General features: G+C 69.1%; 15 protein-coding genes. 3 read left to right on the top strand and 12 right to left on the bottom strand.

Annotation, left to right across the window (positions count from 1 at the left end; translation table 11 throughout):
* Positions 1 to 91: 91 nt before the first annotated feature.
* Together LDL21_RS18265 and LDL21_RS18260 are read left to right on the top strand one after the other, a co-directional pair.
* On the top strand, positions 92 to 694 hold the full coding sequence (locus LDL21_RS18265) for a TetR/AcrR family transcriptional regulator (RefSeq protein WP_181698393.1): 603 nt from the start codon (positions 92 to 94) through the stop codon (positions 692 to 694).
* Positions 695 to 811: 117 nt separating this feature from the next.
* Complete coding sequence (locus LDL21_RS18260) at positions 812 to 1,555, top strand: LGFP repeat-containing protein (RefSeq protein WP_225281068.1); 744 nt, start codon at positions 812 to 814, stop codon at positions 1,553 to 1,555.
* Between the two features lie 3 nt (positions 1,556 to 1,558).
* On the opposite strand, the gene LDL21_RS18255 is transcribed toward LDL21_RS18260, so the two are convergent.
* The 5 genes from LDL21_RS18255 to LDL21_RS18235 form a co-directional block, all read right to left on the bottom strand.
* Complete coding sequence (locus LDL21_RS18255; RefSeq protein ID WP_225281193.1) at positions 1,559 to 1,912, bottom strand: hypothetical protein; 354 nt, start codon at positions 1,910 to 1,912, stop codon at positions 1,559 to 1,561.
* Between the two features lie 74 nt (positions 1,913 to 1,986).
* Positions 1,987 to 2,799, bottom strand: coding sequence for an isoprenyl transferase (locus tag LDL21_RS18250; RefSeq protein WP_067486738.1), 813 nt, complete (start codon positions 2,797 to 2,799; stop codon positions 1,987 to 1,989).
* 119 nt (positions 2,800 to 2,918) lie between these two features.
* A complete protein-coding gene (gene recO, locus LDL21_RS18245) occupies positions 2,919 to 3,689 on the bottom strand; it encodes a DNA repair protein RecO (RefSeq protein WP_067486735.1) in 771 nt (256 codons plus the stop codon).
* A 65-nt stretch (positions 3,690 to 3,754) separates the two neighbouring features.
* Positions 3,755 to 4,357, bottom strand: coding sequence for a TetR/AcrR family transcriptional regulator (locus tag LDL21_RS18240; RefSeq protein WP_225281067.1), 603 nt, complete (start codon positions 4,355 to 4,357; stop codon positions 3,755 to 3,757).
* The gene (locus LDL21_RS18235) at positions 4,344 to 5,210 is read right to left on the bottom strand and encodes an alpha/beta fold hydrolase (protein WP_225281066.1); all 867 of its coding nucleotides are present in this window, start codon (positions 5,208 to 5,210) and stop codon (positions 4,344 to 4,346) included. The genes LDL21_RS18240 and LDL21_RS18235 overlap by 14 nt, the downstream gene beginning before the upstream one ends.
* Before the next feature lie 149 nt (positions 5,211 to 5,359).
* On the opposite strand from LDL21_RS18235, the gene LDL21_RS18230 reads away from it, so the two are divergent.
* Positions 5,360 to 6,784, top strand: coding sequence for an amidase (locus LDL21_RS18230; protein ID WP_225281065.1), 1,425 nt, complete (start codon positions 5,360 to 5,362; stop codon positions 6,782 to 6,784).
* A gap of 1 nt (position 6,785) precedes the next feature.
* Here the strand turns inward: LDL21_RS18230 and LDL21_RS18225 are convergent, their stop codons facing one another.
* From LDL21_RS18225 to LDL21_RS18195, 7 genes are all read right to left on the bottom strand, one after another.
* Positions 6,786 to 8,519, bottom strand: a complete 1,734-nt coding sequence (locus tag LDL21_RS18225) for a serine/threonine-protein kinase (RefSeq protein WP_225281064.1) — start codon at positions 8,517 to 8,519, stop codon at positions 6,786 to 6,788.
* Entirely contained in the window at positions 8,516 to 9,727 is a 1,212-nt protein-coding gene (locus tag LDL21_RS18220; protein WP_225281063.1) for a DUF7373 family lipoprotein, read from the bottom strand. The genes LDL21_RS18225 and LDL21_RS18220 overlap by 4 nt, the downstream gene beginning before the upstream one ends.
* The gene (locus tag LDL21_RS18215) at positions 9,714 to 11,357 is read right to left on the bottom strand and encodes a serine/threonine-protein kinase (RefSeq protein WP_225281062.1); all 1,644 of its coding nucleotides are present in this window, start codon (positions 11,355 to 11,357) and stop codon (positions 9,714 to 9,716) included. Before LDL21_RS18215 ends, LDL21_RS18220 begins: the two co-directional genes overlap by 14 nt.
* Before the next feature lie 182 nt (positions 11,358 to 11,539).
* Positions 11,540 to 14,380, bottom strand: coding sequence for an ABC transporter substrate-binding protein (locus LDL21_RS18210; RefSeq protein ID WP_225281061.1), 2,841 nt, complete (start codon positions 14,378 to 14,380; stop codon positions 11,540 to 11,542).
* A 91-nt stretch (positions 14,381 to 14,471) separates the two neighbouring features.
* Positions 14,472 to 15,377 (bottom strand): GTPase Era, encoded by a 906-nt coding sequence (gene era / locus LDL21_RS18205; protein WP_181698384.1) that lies wholly within the window; start codon positions 15,375 to 15,377, stop codon positions 14,472 to 14,474.
* On the bottom strand, positions 15,370 to 15,705 hold the full coding sequence (locus LDL21_RS18200) for a cytidine deaminase-like protein (protein ID WP_225281060.1): 336 nt from the start codon (positions 15,703 to 15,705) through the stop codon (positions 15,370 to 15,372). Before LDL21_RS18200 ends, era begins: the two co-directional genes overlap by 8 nt.
* The gene (locus LDL21_RS18195) at positions 15,698 to 17,047 is read right to left on the bottom strand and encodes a hemolysin family protein (protein ID WP_225281192.1); all 1,350 of its coding nucleotides are present in this window, start codon (positions 17,045 to 17,047) and stop codon (positions 15,698 to 15,700) included. Before LDL21_RS18195 ends, LDL21_RS18200 begins: the two co-directional genes overlap by 8 nt.
* Positions 17,048 to 17,051 lie beyond the last annotated feature (4 nt).

Below are 17,051 nucleotides of genomic sequence, written 5' to 3'. Positions count from 1 at the left end.
CTAAAAGCGAATGTTCGTTCTTTTTGTTGGTTCAACGATGACACCGCCCTCGCTCGCTTGTCAAGAACGAGTATTCGTTTTACTTTTAGGCATGCCCCGAGTCAGCGAAGAACACCTGGAACGCCGCAGGCAGCAGATCCTCGATGCCGCGCAACTGTGCTTCGCCCGCAAGGGCTTCCACGAGACGTCCATGCAGGACGTCTTCACCGAATCGGGGATGTCGGCGGGCGCTGTCTACCGGTATTTCGCGAGCAAGGACCAGATCATCTGGGCGCTCGTCGCCCGCACGCTCGGACCCCTGCGCGAGCTGCTCGCCAACAAGATCAGGGCAGAGAAACCGCCGACCCCGGCCGAGGTGGTCCGCATGCTCACCGGCGAGATCGTCGCGCGCAGCGGTCCGGACGGACCGTTGCGGCTCGCACCGCAGGTGTGGGCGCTGGCGATGGTCCAGCCCGACGCCGCCGCGATCCCGGTGCGCGAGTCGATCGCGGGGATGCGGGATTTGTGGGTCGAGTACGCGACCAGGATGCGCGAGCTCGGCTGGGTCCCGGCCGACACCGATGTCGACGCCCTCGCCAAGACACTGATCGGCCTCCTACCGGGTTTCATCCTCCAGCATCTGCTGCTCGACGACGTGACGCCAGAGGACTTCGCGCGCGGCGTCGACGTGATGCTTCCCGGGCCGCGACCGTAGCTGTTGTCAGGAACCTCACTGTTGAGACCGGCGCGTTCGGGGTAGGTTCGGGGGCGGCACCGGAGGGGGTCCCGTGCGCCGGACATCGCCGATATCGATCCGACCAGGGAGTTTCCTGTGGCACTACACCGACGAACGCTTCGCACACGCGGCCTGACCGTCCTGGCCGCCGTCACCGTGGCAGCCGCTGCCGCCGCCGGGACGGCACAGGCGAGGACGATCGGCGCATTCGAGGTGGGTGGTGCGATCGAAACCGAATACGACCAGGTGGGCGGTGCCGCGCTCGGCGACCCCACCGGCCCGGAGGCCGACGCGGCGGCGGGCGGCAAGTACCAGACCTTCGCCAACAACGCGGCGATCTACTGGCACCCCGACACCAACGCCAACACCGTCGCGGGGCAGATCCGAGACAAGTACGCGGCCCTCGGCAACGAGTCGGGGACACTCGGCTACCCGGTCACCCGCGAACTGTCCACCCCGGCGGGCAACGGCCGGTTCAACCACTTCCAGCGCGGCTCGATCTACTGGTCCGTCGGCACCGGCGCGCACCAGATCAGCGGCCCGATCAAGGACAAGTGGGCGGCCCTGGGCTGGGAGTCCAGCCCGCTCGGCTTCCCGCTCACCGATGTGGCCAAGGCGGGCAAGGCCGACGGCCAGTTCACCATGTTCCCCACCGGCGCCATCTACTGGTCCTCGACCACCGGCGCGCACGCGGTATGGGGCAGCATCCAGGCCGACTGGATCCGCGCGGGCGGCGAGAACGGCCGCTACGGCTACCCGACCAGCGACGAATACGACTACCAGGGCGGCAAGGCCCAGGACTTCCAGGGCGGCAAGATCACCTGGAAGCCGAGCAGCTAGCGGCTACGGCGCGAGTAGACCCTGCCTGGCCTTGCTCGCGCCGGACAGCGTGAGCAGCAGCATGGTGGTGAGGGCCTGATCGTCGAGGCCCTCGGCCGGGAACGTGTAGCGCAGGATGATGTCGGCCAGCTTGCCGCGCGAGATCAGGGTGACCGAACCGAACTGGATCTCGGCATTGCGTTCGGCGACCCGCTTGTGCAGTTGCGGCTTGAGCGGTCGGTCCCAGGCCAGCACACACGTCATCGACAGGACCGTGAGGCCGGGCGCCAGGGTGACAGCGCGGATCGACGACAGCGCGCCGTCGTACTCGAAACCGAGCGAACCGTCGGCGTCCACGCGCACGTCGACGTCCTGCATCTGCAGGCAGGCGCCGGTGCGCGCCTGCAGGTCCAGTTCGGGGGTGACCGTGGCGTCCATGTCGGCTCCGTCGCTCATTTGGTTCCACCGAAACGGCGGTCGCGCTTGGCGTATTCCAGGCACGCGGCCCACAGGTTACGCCGGTCGAAGTCGGGGAAAAGCGTGTCCTGGTAAACGAATTCGGCGTAGGCGGCCTGCCAGATGAGGAAGTTGGAGCTGCGGAACTCACCCGACGGGCGAAGGAACAGGTCCACATCGGGCATGTCCGGCTCGTCGAGGTAGCGGGCGACGGTCGACTCGTCGACCTTCTCGGGGTCGATCTCCCCCGCCGCCACCCGGCGCGCGATTTCGCGTGCGGCGTCGGCGATTTCGGCGCGACCGCCGTAGTTGACGCACATGGTCAGCGTCATCACGTCGTTGTCCTTGGTGAGTTCCTCGGCCACCTCGAGTTCCTTGATGACGCTGCGCCACAGGCGCGGTCGGCGCCCGGCCCAGCGGACCCGCACACCCATCTCGTGCATCTCGTCGCGGCGGCGGCGGATCACGTCGCGGTTGAAGCCCATGAGGAAGCGGACCTCGTCGGGGCTGCGACGCCAGTTCTCGGTGGAGAAGGCGTAGGCCGACAGCCACTTCACGCCGATCTCGATGGAACCCTCGACCGCATCCATGAGCACGGCCTCGCCGCGTTCGTGGCCCGCGGTGCGCGGCAGACCACGCTCTTGAGCCCAGCGTCCGTTGCCGTCCATCACCAGCGCGACGTGGTTGGGCACCAGCTCCGGCGGAATGGCCGGCGGGCGGGCACCGGAGGGGTGCTGCGACGGCGGACGGACGGTGCGGGTCGAGCTGCTCCCAGCGGCGGGGTCACGACGGAGGATCACGGCCTCCATCCTGCCTGATCCCCCGCTGCACTCCGCACGGGCTCCGACATCGCGGCCGGACCGCACGACAACACGGGCTCCCCCGTCGATGCCCGATCCCTCACAGAGCCCCGCACGCGCTCCGACTCTCAGCCCGCGCGACCGGCCGTCGCGGCGCCGGGTTCGACACGACTGCGCTCGATCAGCGGCAGGGTGCGCAGCTGGCGTTCGAGATGCCACTGCAGATGGGCGGCGACCAGACCGCTGGCCTGGCGGCGCACATTGTCGGGAACCTCCGCGATGTAGGCCCACTCCCCCTTCAGCAGCGCGACGAGCAGGTCGAGCACGCCTGCGGCGGGCGTGCTCGCGCCGGGTGGGCGGCAGTGCACGCACACCGCGCCACCGGCGGCGACGTGGAAGGCGCGGTGCGGGCCGGGGGTGGCGCAGCGGGCGCATTCGTCGAGCGCGGGTGCCCAACCGGCGAAACCCATGGCGCGCAACAGGTATGCGTCGAGGATCAGCTCGTGGGGGCGCTGCTTCGCGGCGATGGCACGCAAAGCGCTCGCGGTGAGCGCGTGCAGTTTCGGGGCGGGGGCGCGTTCCTCACCGGCGAGACGCTCGGCGGTCTCGAGGATCGCGCAGGCGGTGGTGTAGCGGCCGTAGTCGTCGATGATGTCGGCGGCGAACGCTTCGACGGTGGTGACCTGGGTGACGATGTCGAGGGTGCGGCCCGGGTGCAACTGCACGTCGATGTAGGCGAACGGCTCGAGCCGGGCACCGAACTTCGACTTGGTCCGCCGCACACCCTTGGCGACGGCGCGCACCAGCCCGTGTTGCCTGGTCAGCAGCGTGACGATGCGATCGGCCTCGCCCAGCTTGTGCTGACGGACCACCACCGCCTCGTCCCGATACAACCGCACGCGCCCAGTCTTCCACGTCGCCCCGACACCGCGTCCACGGACACGGCGGACTCCTCGCCCAGCGGTCAGCTCGGCCTGAGCAGACCGGTGATGAGCAACAGCAGCGACTGCTGGGTTTCGGCGCGAGCGCGGTCGGGGTCCTCGGCGTGCGCGACGATGAGCGAGGCTTCGGTGATCGCGCTGAGCAGCAGCTGCGCGAGCACCGGGACCGGGACAGCGGGGACGATGCCGGAATCGACGGCGCGCTGGAGTTCGGCGGTGATCAGACCGAGCCCGTGCCGGGACTCGAACTCCCGAAAGTCGGGCCAGCCCAGCACCGTAGGGGCGTCCATCAGGACGATGCGCACCATCTCCGGGCGGCCGCAGATATCGAGGAAACAGGCCAGACCGGCCGTCATGCCCGCGACGACGTCACCGGGGTCGACCGCGTCGATCGCGCTCGCGATCTCTGCCGTGGCCTCGGTCTCGATCTGTTCGAGCACCGCGAGGAACAGCCCGCGCTTGTCGCCGTAATGGTGGTGCAGGGCACCGCGGGTGACGCCGGCGGCCGCCACCAGTTGCTCGGCGGAGGTACCGGCGAAGCCGCGCTCGGCGAACAGGTCACGGCCTGCCCGCTCGAGCGCGGCGCGGGTGGTGCGGGAGCGGTCCTCCTGACTACGGCGCTGCATGCAGCCGAGTGAACTCCACGATCAGTTCGGCGAGCAACTCCGGCTGGTCCTCGGGCAGGAAGGTGTAGGAATCGCCGACGGTACGCAGGCTCGCCTGCGGCAGGTCGGCGACCAGCCGATGGGCCAGCGACATCGGGAACAGCTTGTCCTCGGTGGACCAGACGACGAGGACCGGCAGATCGACCTCGGCGAACCGTTCGGCGGCCGCCATGGTGTGCCGGGCGTCCACGCCCGCGGCGAAGCGACGCAGGTCCGCTCTGATCGCGGCGTCGCGCCGGGCTGGACCGAGGTAGGACTCCGCGATCGGTTGAGGCAGTGCGTGTTTGGTCACCCAGCCGAAGGCGAGCGGCAGTCGCTGTGCGGGCCGCCAGCGCAACGGGGCGAGCAACGCGGCGATTGCGCCGGGGATCTTCGTCAGGCGGACCAGGGTCGTGAAGGGCTGCGGCGGGAAGACCTCGTAGCAGTCGACGGCGGCGAGGACGACGCGGCCGATCCGCTCCGGGTGGCGGGTCATCAGGATCTGGGTGAGCGCGCCGCCGGTGTCGTTGGCGACGATCGTGACGTCGGTGAGGTCGAGCGCGTCGAGGAACTCCGCGATCAGGTCGGCCAGGCCGACGGGTGAGAGGTCGGCGTCGGGCATCGGAATCGAATGCGAGCCGAGCGGCCAGTCGGGTGTGAGGCAGCGATGTCCGGCCGCGACGAGGCCGGGAACGACACCGCGCCACAGATCGGCGTTGACGAGCAGGCCGTGGACGAAGACGACCGGCGATCCTGTTCCGGTGTCGTGATAGCGGATGCGGCCCGACGACAGCGTGAGGTCGTGCGCCGGGCCGAGTGCTGAGCTGATTCCCATGGGGTCCTCCCCTGATCGAAAGCTTGGCCTCACCACTGTCACATACATACCGTATGTATGTCTAGGCTGGAATATCCACCTAGGGTATGTGGACGAGTGACCAGTTGAGGGATAGCGTCGAGGCGACTACCTGCAGAGACGGAGTTCACATGTCCGCGCCCGACCGCATCGCGCCGCCACCGGCCGACCTCGGCCTCGCCGAACTCGCCTCGGCCCTGACCGGCGGCACGACCAGTTCGGTCGCCGCCGTCACCGACGCACTCGACCGCATCGAGGCGTCGCAGCCGACGCTCAACGCGTTCCGGGTGGTGCGCAGGGCGGCCGCCCTGCGCGAGGCCGCCGAGGCCGACGCTCGGCTGGCCGCCGGTGTCCGGTTGCCGCTGCTGGGGGTGCCGGTCGCGGTCAAGGACGACACCGATGTGGCCGGTGAGCCCACCGCCTTCGGATGCGGCGGCGAGTTCCCTACCGCCACCGAGGACGCCGAATCGGTGCGCCGGTTGCGTGCGGCGGGTGCGGTGATCGTCGGCAAGGCCAACACGTGCGAACTCGGCCAGCTGCCGTTCACCAGCGGCGCGGCCTTCGGGCACACCCGCAATCCATGGGACCGCACCCGTACGCCGGGTGGCTCCTCGGGCGGTTCGGCGGCGGCGGTCGCGGCCGGAATGGTCCCTGCCGCATTAGGATCCGACGGCGCGGGTTCGGTGCGGATCCCAGCGGCGTGGACCAATCTGGTCGGCATCAAACCGCAACGCGGCCGGATCTCCACCTGGCCGCTGCCGGAGGCGTTCCACGGGCTCACCGTCAACGGACCGCTGGCGCGCACGGTGGCCGACGCTGCCCTGCTGCTCGACGTGGCCGCCGGCCCGCACGACGGTGACCTGCACACCCCGACCCAGATCGACGCGCGCGCCGCAGTCGGGCGCGACCCGGGCAAGCTGAGAATCGCGGTGTCCCTGAACATTCCGTTCACCGCGACCAGGACAGCACTCGATCCCGAGATCGCGGCAGCCGTGCACGCGATGGCGGGCACCCTGCGCGAACTGGGACACACGGTGACCGTGGCCGATCTGCACTACGGTCTGCTGGTCGGCGCGTCGTTCCTGCCACGCTCGATGGCCGGGATCAGCCGAGTGCATCGTGCGATGCCCGGCGCCGTCGTCGATCCACGAACCACCGCCAACGCGCGCATCGGACGACTGCTCGACGGTCCGGCACTGTTCGCCGCCCGCCGCCTGGAACCATTGCTGCACAAGCGGATCGGCGGCTTCTTCGACGACTACGACCTGGTGCTCGCGCCCACCACCGCTACTCCCGCACCTCGCGCCGAGGACATCGACGGCATCGGCGTGAGCTCGACCAATGCGCTCATCACCGGCGCCTGCCCGTATACGTGGCCGTGGAACGTCCTCGGCTGGCCGAGTGTGAACGTGCCGGCGGGCTTCACCGAGACCGGCCTACCGATCGGCGCGCAACTGATGGGCACCGCGAACACCGAGCCCCTGCTCATCTCTGTTGCGGCGCAGCTCGAATCGGTCCTGCACTGGGAGCGCCACCGGCCGGCACCGTGGTGGTGAGTCAGAGCGGGGCGTTCACCCACCAGCGGTTGTAGAGGTCGGTGCCGTCCGTCCCGCCGAGGACGACGATCAGGCAGAAGTTGCGGGCGGTGTCGTCGAATTGGATGCTCAGCGCGCCGGCGACGGTACCGGGAACGCGGCCGGGGATGTCCTGGATGACGATCCGCCCCCGGCCCGACGGCCGCTCCCACAACTCTTCCCTGGTCGCGAAGGCATCGTCGAACTTACCGGCGGTGCCCGGTGCGCGATTGCCTTTGCAGGCCACCGTCATCCGCTCGACCGGAGCGCGATCGCCGTTGCAGCTGAGGGTGCCCATGTCACCGAGTTGGTCCAGCGGTACGGGGTCGTAGTTCTTGTCGATCGCGGCGCACCGGGTGCCCTGATACCCACTGGTGAACGGAGTCTTCGGGAGCAGCTCGGGAAACGCGCGCACGATGTATTCGTGGGCCTTCCAGGGTGATTCGGCGGCCGTCGTCGGGGCCGCCGATGTCGCAGCGATCTCGGGGGTCCTCGCGTCGTCCCGGTTCAGCGCGACGATCCCCACGGCGAGTGCGGCGACGGTGACCACGACGGCCGCGCCGGCCACCAGCGACCGCCGCCTGCGCGGTCGGTCGACGGTCAAGCCGCCGCCGGAAACCCACCCCTGCTGTGCACCGTGCGAAATAGCCTGTGTGTGTACTCCTCCCGGAGTCTCCGGTGCACGCCCCTGCACGCTGCGTGCGCCGTGCAAAGCGCCCTGTGTACCCGGCGATCCGCCCGGCATTGCCGGCACGTCGCGCGAAACTCCTGGCGCACCACTGGACACGCCGACCCCCGGTGACGCGCCGAGTTGTCCGATCGGTGGATTCCGCGGCAGCAACGCCCCGGGCTGCCCGGCGCGCGCCGGAGGCACCGGCGTGCCGAATGCCGCGGACGCGGCCGCGGCGAGGGCGCCGCAGCTGGCGTAACGATCGTCGGGGTTCTTGGCCAGCGCGCGGGCGATCACCGCGTCGACGGCGGGTGGTAGATGCGGATTCAGCTCGGTGGGCCGGGGCGGCGGCGCGGTCAGGTGGGCGTTGATGACGGCGGCGGGTGTGTCCCGGGGGAACGGCTTGCGGCCGGTGAGCAGCTCATACAGCGTGCAGCCCAGCGAGTACTGGTCGGCGCGGTGATCGACGGCGTCGAGCCGGATCAGTTCCGGCGCGGCGTAGGCGAGGGTGGCCAGGAAAGCGCCGGACTCGGTCAGTGCGGTGCCGTCGGCGCCGGATTTGGCGATGCCGAAATCGGCGACCAGCACTCGGTCCGGCTCGCCCGCACGCGATTCCAGCATCAAGTTGGCGGGCTTGACGTCGCGATGCAGCAGTCCGGCGCGGTGGGCCGCGTCCAGACCGGCGGCGGCGTAGGTGACGATGTGCAATGCCAGCCGCGGATCGGGCAGGCCGTTGCGCAGTACGGAAGCGGCATCAGTGCCTGCCACATACTGCATCGCGATCCACAGCACGCCCTGGTCCACCCCGCGATCGTGGACCGCAACCACATTCGGATGGTCGATCCGGGCCGCCAGTTCGGCCTCCCGGACAAACCGGGCCCGGAATTCGGCGGAGGTGCTGTGCGCGTCACCGAGCACTTTGAGCGCATCCCAGCGCGGGAGTCGCGGATGACGCGCGGCGTAGACGGTGCCCATGCCACCACTGCCGAGCACTCGCTCGATCACATACCCGGCGAAGACCGAACCCGGGCGCAACTGCGCGGTCATTCGGCCAGCTCCAGCAGGCTGTACTGGGCAGCCGACTTCTGCCGGATCTGCTGCTCGGTCGGCGCGAAGACAGTGGCGATATAGCGGCCGTGCAGCAGTGCGCACACATAGCGAACCTCCGGCTCGCTACCGGGCGCGCCGAAGTCACCGCACCGGATGTCCTCGATACCCGCGGGACCGGGCAGCGGTCGCAGGTCCGCCCAGTCTGTGTCGCCGCGCTCGTAGGCCTGGCGCGCCTCGGTGGCATCGGAATAGCGCTTGAGTCCGTCGAAGCCGATCAACGCCAGGGCATTCGCGGCGCTCCGGTGCTGGCGTGAACTCATCAGAAAGGTCGCGTTGGGGCCGTACACCACGCCCCGGGCGTGCAGCACGCCCTTGCCGCCCGCGATGTTGTCCGCGTCGACCAGCACCACCGCGGGCGCCGACCAGCGCCCCACCTTCTCCGGCACCATCCTGGCCAGCATGCCCTCACCGTCGATCGGCAGGTCGGCGAACCGCTCGGGCGGCGTCGGTACGAAGCGGTCCAGTTCGGGCAATTGCGCATCCAACGCTGCGCCGATCAGAGTGGTCAGCGCTGCGGCATCGGGGGTGGTGTGCACGGCGTACACGCTGACCACGAACGCGCCGTGCGCGATGGTGGCCGCCATGCTCGCCACCGTGGGACGCCAATGAGCTTTGGCCGCAGGATAGTTCGGGATCGATACCGCGACGTTGTCGGCGTTGACCGCGGCGTCGGTGGCGTCGAGTCCCGCCGCCGCCGCGGTCGCCGCATCCGCGGTCGGCATACGCAGGGCCAGCACGGTCAGTTGCCGGACCTGAGCCGTGTCGGTCCCGCCGACGACGAAACCGGCGAGCATGCCGTGCTCGGCGAGCACGGCACGTGCCTGATCGGACAGCACACCCGATACCTTCGCCGGAGTCGGCAGCGGAACGGCATCCCATCTGGAGGGCGGGACCGACAGCGCGGAATCGGCTTCGGCCGGATTGACCATGACCTCGCCGATCCGCAGCGACTCGATCACCCTGCCCGAGTATTCGGTTCCCGGCGGCGCCTGCAGCGGAACATGCTGGTAGTGCCCATAATCCAAGGTGGCGAGGTCGACCCGGACCGGCTCTGCCGTCCCGGAGACCCGGCAGCCCGTCACCCCGGCGGTCAACAGGACGGCACCGAGCAGACCGCGGGCGGCGCGGGAATCACAGCGGCGCATCGGCCCACCACCTTTCGCGCAGTTCGGCGCCGTTGGCGCCGCCGACGACCCTGATCCGGCAGAACGACCGGGCGGGATCATCGAAGTAGATCGACAGGTTGCCGAGGAGATTCCCGTCCACATCGGTGTTCCTGCCCCAGTGCAGATTTCCGGTCCCGGACGCACGCCGCCACTGTTCGCTGCCCTCCACCGTGTCCGTGCTCGGCGGCGGTGACATCAGCGAGCGGTCGGTCTTGCATTCGATGGTGACCGACACCGCCGGGTCGCGGTTGCCTTCACAGCGCATTCGCGCGAAAGGCGCGAGTGTGTCGGTCGGAACATGGTCGCCGTTGTCGTTGATCATGTAGCAGGCCGTCAACTCCTGGTATCCGACGCCGAGCTGAAAGGCGGGCAGCAGGTCGGGAAACAGGTCGGCGATGAAGCTGTAGGCGCCCCACGCGGTCGCCGGGGGCAGGGGCGGCGGCGAGGTGGTGGCCTGCGCGCTCGGCGACTCGGTGCCGCCACCGGTCCCGAGCATCGCGGCGGTGACGACGCCGATCATGAGCACCGCCGCTGCCGCGATCCAGAAACCACGGCGGCGGACGAGCCGGGCGAACGGGGTGCGCCGTGGTAGCAGCACCGCTGTGAAAGGGTCTTCGTGGATGAAGCGCGCTCGTGGATCCGGCACTGCCGCAGCAACTCCCGCGACGTACTGCGGAGACGGGGTGGACGGATGCACCGAGTTCGGGACAGCGGCGGAGGCGGGTGCCGCAGGGCTGCGCACCTGCGGTGCCGACGGTGCGGGTACCGACCCGTTCATCGCCTCGCGGGCCGCGGCGGCCAGCGCACCACACGAATCGAACCGCTGCGCCGGGTCTTTGGCCAGCGCCCGCGCGATCAACGCGTCGAAGCCCGCCGGAAGCTCGCGGCGCAACGCGGACGACCGCGGCGGCGGTTCGTGCAGGTGGGCATACATCACCGCGGCGGGCGTCTGCCGGGGGAACGGGACTGTGCCGGTGAGCAATTGGAACAGCGAGCAGCCGAGGGCGTAGACGTCGGCACGGCGATCGACGTGGTCACCGCCCAGTTGCTCGGGCGCGACATAGGACAGCGTCGCGGTGAAGCCGCCACCGGCCGACAGCGTCGCGGTGTCCTCGGCGTGCCGGGCGATGCCGAAGTCGGTGATCAGCACCCGATCGGGCAGGCCCGCCTCTTCGGCGACGAGGATATTGGCCGGTTTCACGTCGCGATGCAGCAGTCCCGCACGATGCACCTCGTCGAGGCCGCGGGCCGTTTCACCGATGATGTGCACCGCGCGCGCCGGGTCGAGCCCGCCGGGAGCGCGCCGGATCAGGTCGGCGGCGTCGGAACCCGCGACGTACTGGGTGGCGATCCAGAGCTTGCCGTCGGTTTCGCCGCGATCGCGCACCGCGACCAGATTCGGATGCTGCAGCCCGGCGGCGAATTCGGCTTCGCGCAGGAACCGCGCCCGGTACTCCGCGTCCTCGGCGTGGTCGTCGGCGAGGATCTTGATCGCGTCGTGGCGGGGCAGACGCGGGTGCCGCGCCAGGTACACGGTGCCCATGCCACCGGAGCCAAGCTTCCGCTCGATCAGATAGCCGGCGAACTCCGCGCCCTCGGCAATACTCACCCGCCTGGTCTCCCACGTTCACCACACTGCCGGGACCCTTCCGGCAGAGAACAGGCGCGAGGACCGCAATGGTCGGCCCGCACCAGGTCAGCCCCCGGAAATCGACGGTTCCCGACCATGCCCGAGCGACTATAACAGCACGGATCAGGCTGTGCGGTCCAGCAATTCCGGGTGCGAACGGGCTACCGGCCCGGTTCGCGCCAGCTTTCGAGATCGCTCTTGGTTCCGGACGGGCACCCGTCTTGGCCGGGTTGGCGGGGGAACATCATCAGGCAGCGCTGCGGCCCACCCCCGCCCACCGCGGTGGTGACGAGCACCGCGATCGACGACCCGTCGGCGACCCGTTTGGTGGAGAAGCCCAATGTGCCGGTGACACCGCGATAGTCGGCCTCGCGCAACTGCACCGCGATCGCCGTGCGGTTCGGCGGCTGGTCGCCGAGCACGCCACGGCTGGCGCGTACCGCCTGCAGGAACAGCCCGCTCACATCGAAGGCGAGCCCGGTCCTGTCCCCCGCCCAGGTCGGCTGGTATTCGGCCATGTCCGGATAGGCGCGCAGGTCCTCGATGAGACCGGCGAGCTCGGCGCACAACTGTTCGTGTTCGAACGGCACCGGCCGGTCACCGAGTTTGCCGACGCCCTTCACGCAGTCGGCACCGCCGAGCATCACCGGCGCCGCCTTGGCCACGTAGCGCACCGTCAGGTTGGCCGGCAGGGCGATGGTCGCACGCGGATCGGTGATCAGCCTCGTCACCGCGTCGTTGCCGAGCAGCGCCGGTCCGTCACCGCTGATACAACCGCGACTGAGGGCCTTGGCGAAGGTCGGGAAGTCGTCGTTGCGGCCCGCGAAGAAGAGCAGTTCGCGCCGATCGAAGGACTCCGCCTCGCACGGTGCGGGCAGACCGTAGAGCTCCTGCTGCGCGCGCCAGCTCGTACTCCGGTGCGTCACACCGCGTTCGGTGAGCTCCTTCTGCAGATCCTCGACCAGGGTCGTCACGTACAGGTCGTCGGGTGCCTCGGGGTGGTAGATGGTGACTTTGTCGTAGCGCGGAGTGCCGTCGGCGGCGCGCGCGCCCTGCATGTAGTCGGCGACCAACCGGGCCTGGACCGAATTGCTCGGCGCCGCTTGGAAATACAGCGGCGATGCCTGCTCCAGCCCGTCGGCCGACAAGGTGGTCGCCACCGCGGGCACGCCCAGCTCACCTAATCGCGTGATGGCCTTGCGGGTTTCGTCGGTGCTACGGTCGATGCCGACCACGCCGAGCACGCTCGGGTCGTCGGTGACGAGCGGGCGCAGCCGGTTCTCGACCACCCACCGGGCATGGCGCATATCCGAGCCGCCGTTGGCGATGATGATCCGCAGCAACGGCTCCGACTCGTCGGAGGCGAGCAGGGCACGGCGCTGCTGCACCGCGAGCCCCGCCAGTTCCTCCACCTGCGCGTGCGGGTAGCGCACATTCGTGTCGACATAACTCAGCCCGGCGAAGTACACCAGCGAGATCAGCGGCCGATTCGGGTTGCTCTCGCGCGCACTGACGGCCGCCTCGTTCAGGCGGAACACCTCGCGCTGCATGGCCGACAGTTCCGGATCGTCGGCGAAGGTCTGGGCGACGTTGTCGCTGTAGCCGACGCATTCGCCGTCGACCATGCTGACACTCACCCCGCCCGTCCACGGCCAGTGCGAGCACGAGGCGCCGCGCAGTGGCGGGAAGTACACCAGCGCGGCGGCCACCGCGAGCACGATCGGGATAAGCACACACAAACCGACGAACCAGCTGCGCGAGGCCATCGGCGGGGCGGGCGGTAACGACTGCCCACGGAAACGCGGATCACCTACGCGCGGTGCGGAATCCGGCGGTATCAGCGCGCGCAGCGGCAGGAACCAGGCGTCGGCCTGGCGGTGCGTGCGCCTGCTGTCGATCTCCCTGATCCAGGTCTGCAGCGGGTCGGGTGGCTGTGCGGTCGGCTGATCGGCGAGACTTTCCAGCGTGCGAAGGGTGCGCAGATCGCTGATGTTGGACAGCTCCCCCACCTCACGCGTCGGCCCTTCGTCACGGAAGGCGACGACCACCAGCGGATCGAAAAGGCCGGTCTCGTTGCGGATCTCGTTGATCCAGGTGAGGATGCGCGCACCGTCCCCGCCCTCGCTGAGACCACCGAGCAGGGCAACCGGGTAGGCGGTGCGCCGCCAGCTCGACGGCCGCCAGATGCGGCGGCGATACGCGTCGCGCAGGTCTTCCAGGAAGGCGTGGATCAGGAGTTTGGCGACCTGTTCCTCGTTCTCGTCCACCCGGTGCGAGGCGGTGAGGCGGGCGGCGAAACCCAGGAAACTGCCCGACAATTCGGGTGCGAGATAGCGCTGATGCAGGAACCAGCGGGTCACCTTCGACATGCCGGGAATGCGTCCCGACACCCACAACCACAGGCGCAGCACCGGCCACAGGGCCAGCACAGCGAAGACTACGCTCGAAATCATGCCGCCCGCTGCGCCTTCGGTGGCGTCGGCACGGTTGGCGGACGAACCACTACGGAGCAGTCTCGGCAGACGCCTACGCAGTTCGTCGGGCGCCTCGGATTCGTCGGCGGTGACGCGCTGCCTGGTCAGCCAGTCCGCGGTGCGGTAGCGCGGGAACTTGATGGCCCCCATCGCGGTGTCGTCGGTGGCGAAACCGGCGATCAGGTGCTGGATGATCGGCAGACAGTGGTCCGGGATCTCCTGGTCGTCGGCGTGCGGACCGGCGTTGAACGCGTTGACATCCGGGCTCAGCCGGGTGGGCGGCAGATCGGCGGCGTGCAGGTCGATCTTGGCGCGCGGAGCGGCCCGCCGACCGCCCGACTCCCCAAGCCAGCCGTAGAGATCGGCGACCAGCGCGGAGTGGCCCTGCAACCCGACCATCTCCACGATCGGGCGCGGCAGGGTGCGCCTGCCGTGCACCAACGTGCGCCACACGCGGGGGCGCGTGTCGGGGATCTCCAGTGCCCGCAGCAGCTCCAGCAGCTTGCCGACATCGTTGGCATCGGGCACGTCCAAGCCTCCCCGGGGTGATCAGCGAACAACGCCGATCACAATCGACGTGTTCGCCGAACGATACCCCGAACCGCCGACACGCAAACGGTCAAAAACCCAGCTTCCCCAGCTGTTTGGGGTCGCGCTGCCAGTCCTTGGCCACCTTCACGTGCAGATTCAGGTAGATGCGTGTGCCGAGGATGTGCTCGATCTGCTTGCGGGCATTGGTACCCACCTCCTTGAGGCGAGAACCGTTCTTGCCGATGACGATCGCCTTCTGGCTCGGCCGTTCCACATACAGCAGGGCATGCACCTCGAGCATGTCCTCGTTGGCCTCGTAGGGCTCGATCTCCTCGATCACCACGGCCAGCGAATGCGGCAGTTCGTCGCGCACACCCTCGAGCGCGGCCTCGCGGATCAGCTCGGCCATGAGGGTTTCCTCGGGCTCGTCGGTGATCTCGCCGTCGGGGTAGAACGCCGGTCCCTCGGGCATCTTCGAGGCGATCACGTCGATGAGCACCTCGACCTGTTCGCCCTTCACCGCCGAGACCGGAACGACCTCGCTCTCGGGGCCGAGCAGCTTCGACAGCGCCATCAGCTGGTGGGCGATCTCGTCGCGACCCACCTTGTCGATCTTGGTGACCACCCCGATCACGGTGGTCTTGGGCGCCATCTGCTTGATCTGCTCGACGATCCAGCGGTCGCCGGGACCGATCTTCTCGTCGGCCGGGATGCACAGCGCGATCACGTCGACCTCGGAGTAGGTGTCGCGCACCAGATCGTTGAGACGCTGACCGAGCAGGGTGCGCGGACGGTGCAGACCGGGGGTGTCGACCAGGATCAGCTGGGCGTGCTCGCGATGCACGATGCCGCGAATGGTGTGCCGGGTGGTCTGCGGACGCGAAGAGGTGATCGCGATCTTCGACCCGACCATGGCATTGGTCAGCGTCGATTTGCCGGTGTTGGGGCGGCCGACGAAACAGACGAAGCCGGAACGGAATTCGGTGTCAGCCACCGCGCACCTCGCTCAGCACGGCACCCGAACGGTCGGTGTGGATCACCGTCGCACCGGGCGACACCTCGTGCATTGCCGCGATGCCCGCGTCCGCCCCGCTCGTGCCGACCACCACGGCCGCCTCGAAACCCTCGGCGCCACTGGAGATCGCGGCGGCCACCGCGGCCTGCAACGCGGTCAGGCGGAGTGCTGCGAGGTTCACCTCGCCCGCGGCGTAGGTGCGGCCGTCGGTGTCACGCACCGCCGCGCCACTCACGCCACCGGTACGGCCGAGCGCGCCGCGCGCCAGTACCAGCAGTTTGTTGTCCTCTGCGTCGAGTTCACTCATCGGTCTCTCCATTGTCTGCGGGCACTGTCACCGGGTCGGTCTCGGCCTGCGCCTCGTCGGGCTTGCCCTTGCGGGCCTTGTCTGTCTTCTTCTCTTTGTCGGCCGCGCGGCGCACCAGCACGGTGTTCACCCGCATCCGCCCGCGCGCGTCGGCGCCACCCTCGCCGCGCAGCACCAGGCCGTGCACGGTCACCTTGGAACCCGGCAGCGGGACGCGGCCCAGTTCGTGGGCGAGCAGGCCACCGACGGTGTCCACGTCCTCGTCCTCGATGTCGAGGCCGTACAGCTCGCCGAGGTCCTCCACCGACAAGCGGGCCGACACGCGGTAGCGGCCCTCGCCGAGGTCCTCCACCGGTGGGGTCTCGTCGGTGTCGTACTCGTCGGCGATCTCACCGACGATCTCCTCGAGCACGTCCTCGATGGTGACCAGCCCGGCGATGCCGCCGTATTCGTCGACGAGCAGGGCCATGTGGTTGCGGCGGCGCTGCATCTCGTCGAGCAGCGCGTCGAGCGGTTTGGAATCAGGGATGAACACCGCCGGGCGCATCACCTCGCGCACCGCCACCTTGCGGGCGCGATCGGCATAGGGCACAAGGTCTTTCAGGTAGACCACGCCGAGTACGTCGTCGACGTTCTCGCCGATCACCGGGATTCGCGAATGTCCGGAGCGCACCGCGAGCGACATCGCCTGGGCGGCGGTCTTGTCGTTTTCGATCCACACCATCTCGGTGCGCGGCACCATCACCGCGCGGGCGGCGGTGTCGCCGAGTTCGAAGACCGACTGGATCATGCGGCGTTCGTCGTCGGCGACCACGCCGCGTTCGCGGGCCATGTCGACCACCTCGCGCAGCTCGATCTCCGACGCGAACGGACCATTGCGGAACCCCTTACCAGGAGTAATGGCGTTACCGAGCAGGATGAGCAGCCGGCTCACCGGACTCAGCACCGCGCCGATGATCTGCATCGGGACTGCCGCGGCCAGCGCGATCGAGTAGGCGTGCTGGCGTCCGAGGGTGCGGGGGCCGACCCCGATAACGACATACGAGACGACGACCATCGAGGCGGCGGCGACCAGCAGCGCCGTCGTCGGGCTCCACAGTTCCAGCGTCGCGGCGGCCAAGAGCACGGTGGCACTGATCTCGCACAGAATGCGCAGCAGCACCATCAGATTCACGTAGCGGGGACGGTCGTCGACGATCGTGCGCAAGCGCGCGGCGCCGGGCCGTTCCTCGCGGACCATGTCGTCGAGCCGTGCGCGCGAGACGGTATTGAGGGCCGAGTCGACTCCTGCGAACACACCACCCAGGCCGATCAGCCCGATGGCGAGCAGGATCTGCACCATCGAG

Source organism: Nocardia rosealba, from assembly GCF_020216065.1.
Taxonomy (GTDB): Bacteria; Actinomycetota; Actinomycetes; order Mycobacteriales; family Mycobacteriaceae; genus Nocardia; species Nocardia rosealba.
Note: the sequence above shows the minus strand (reverse complement) of the source record. Positions and strands in the feature narration are given on the sequence as shown.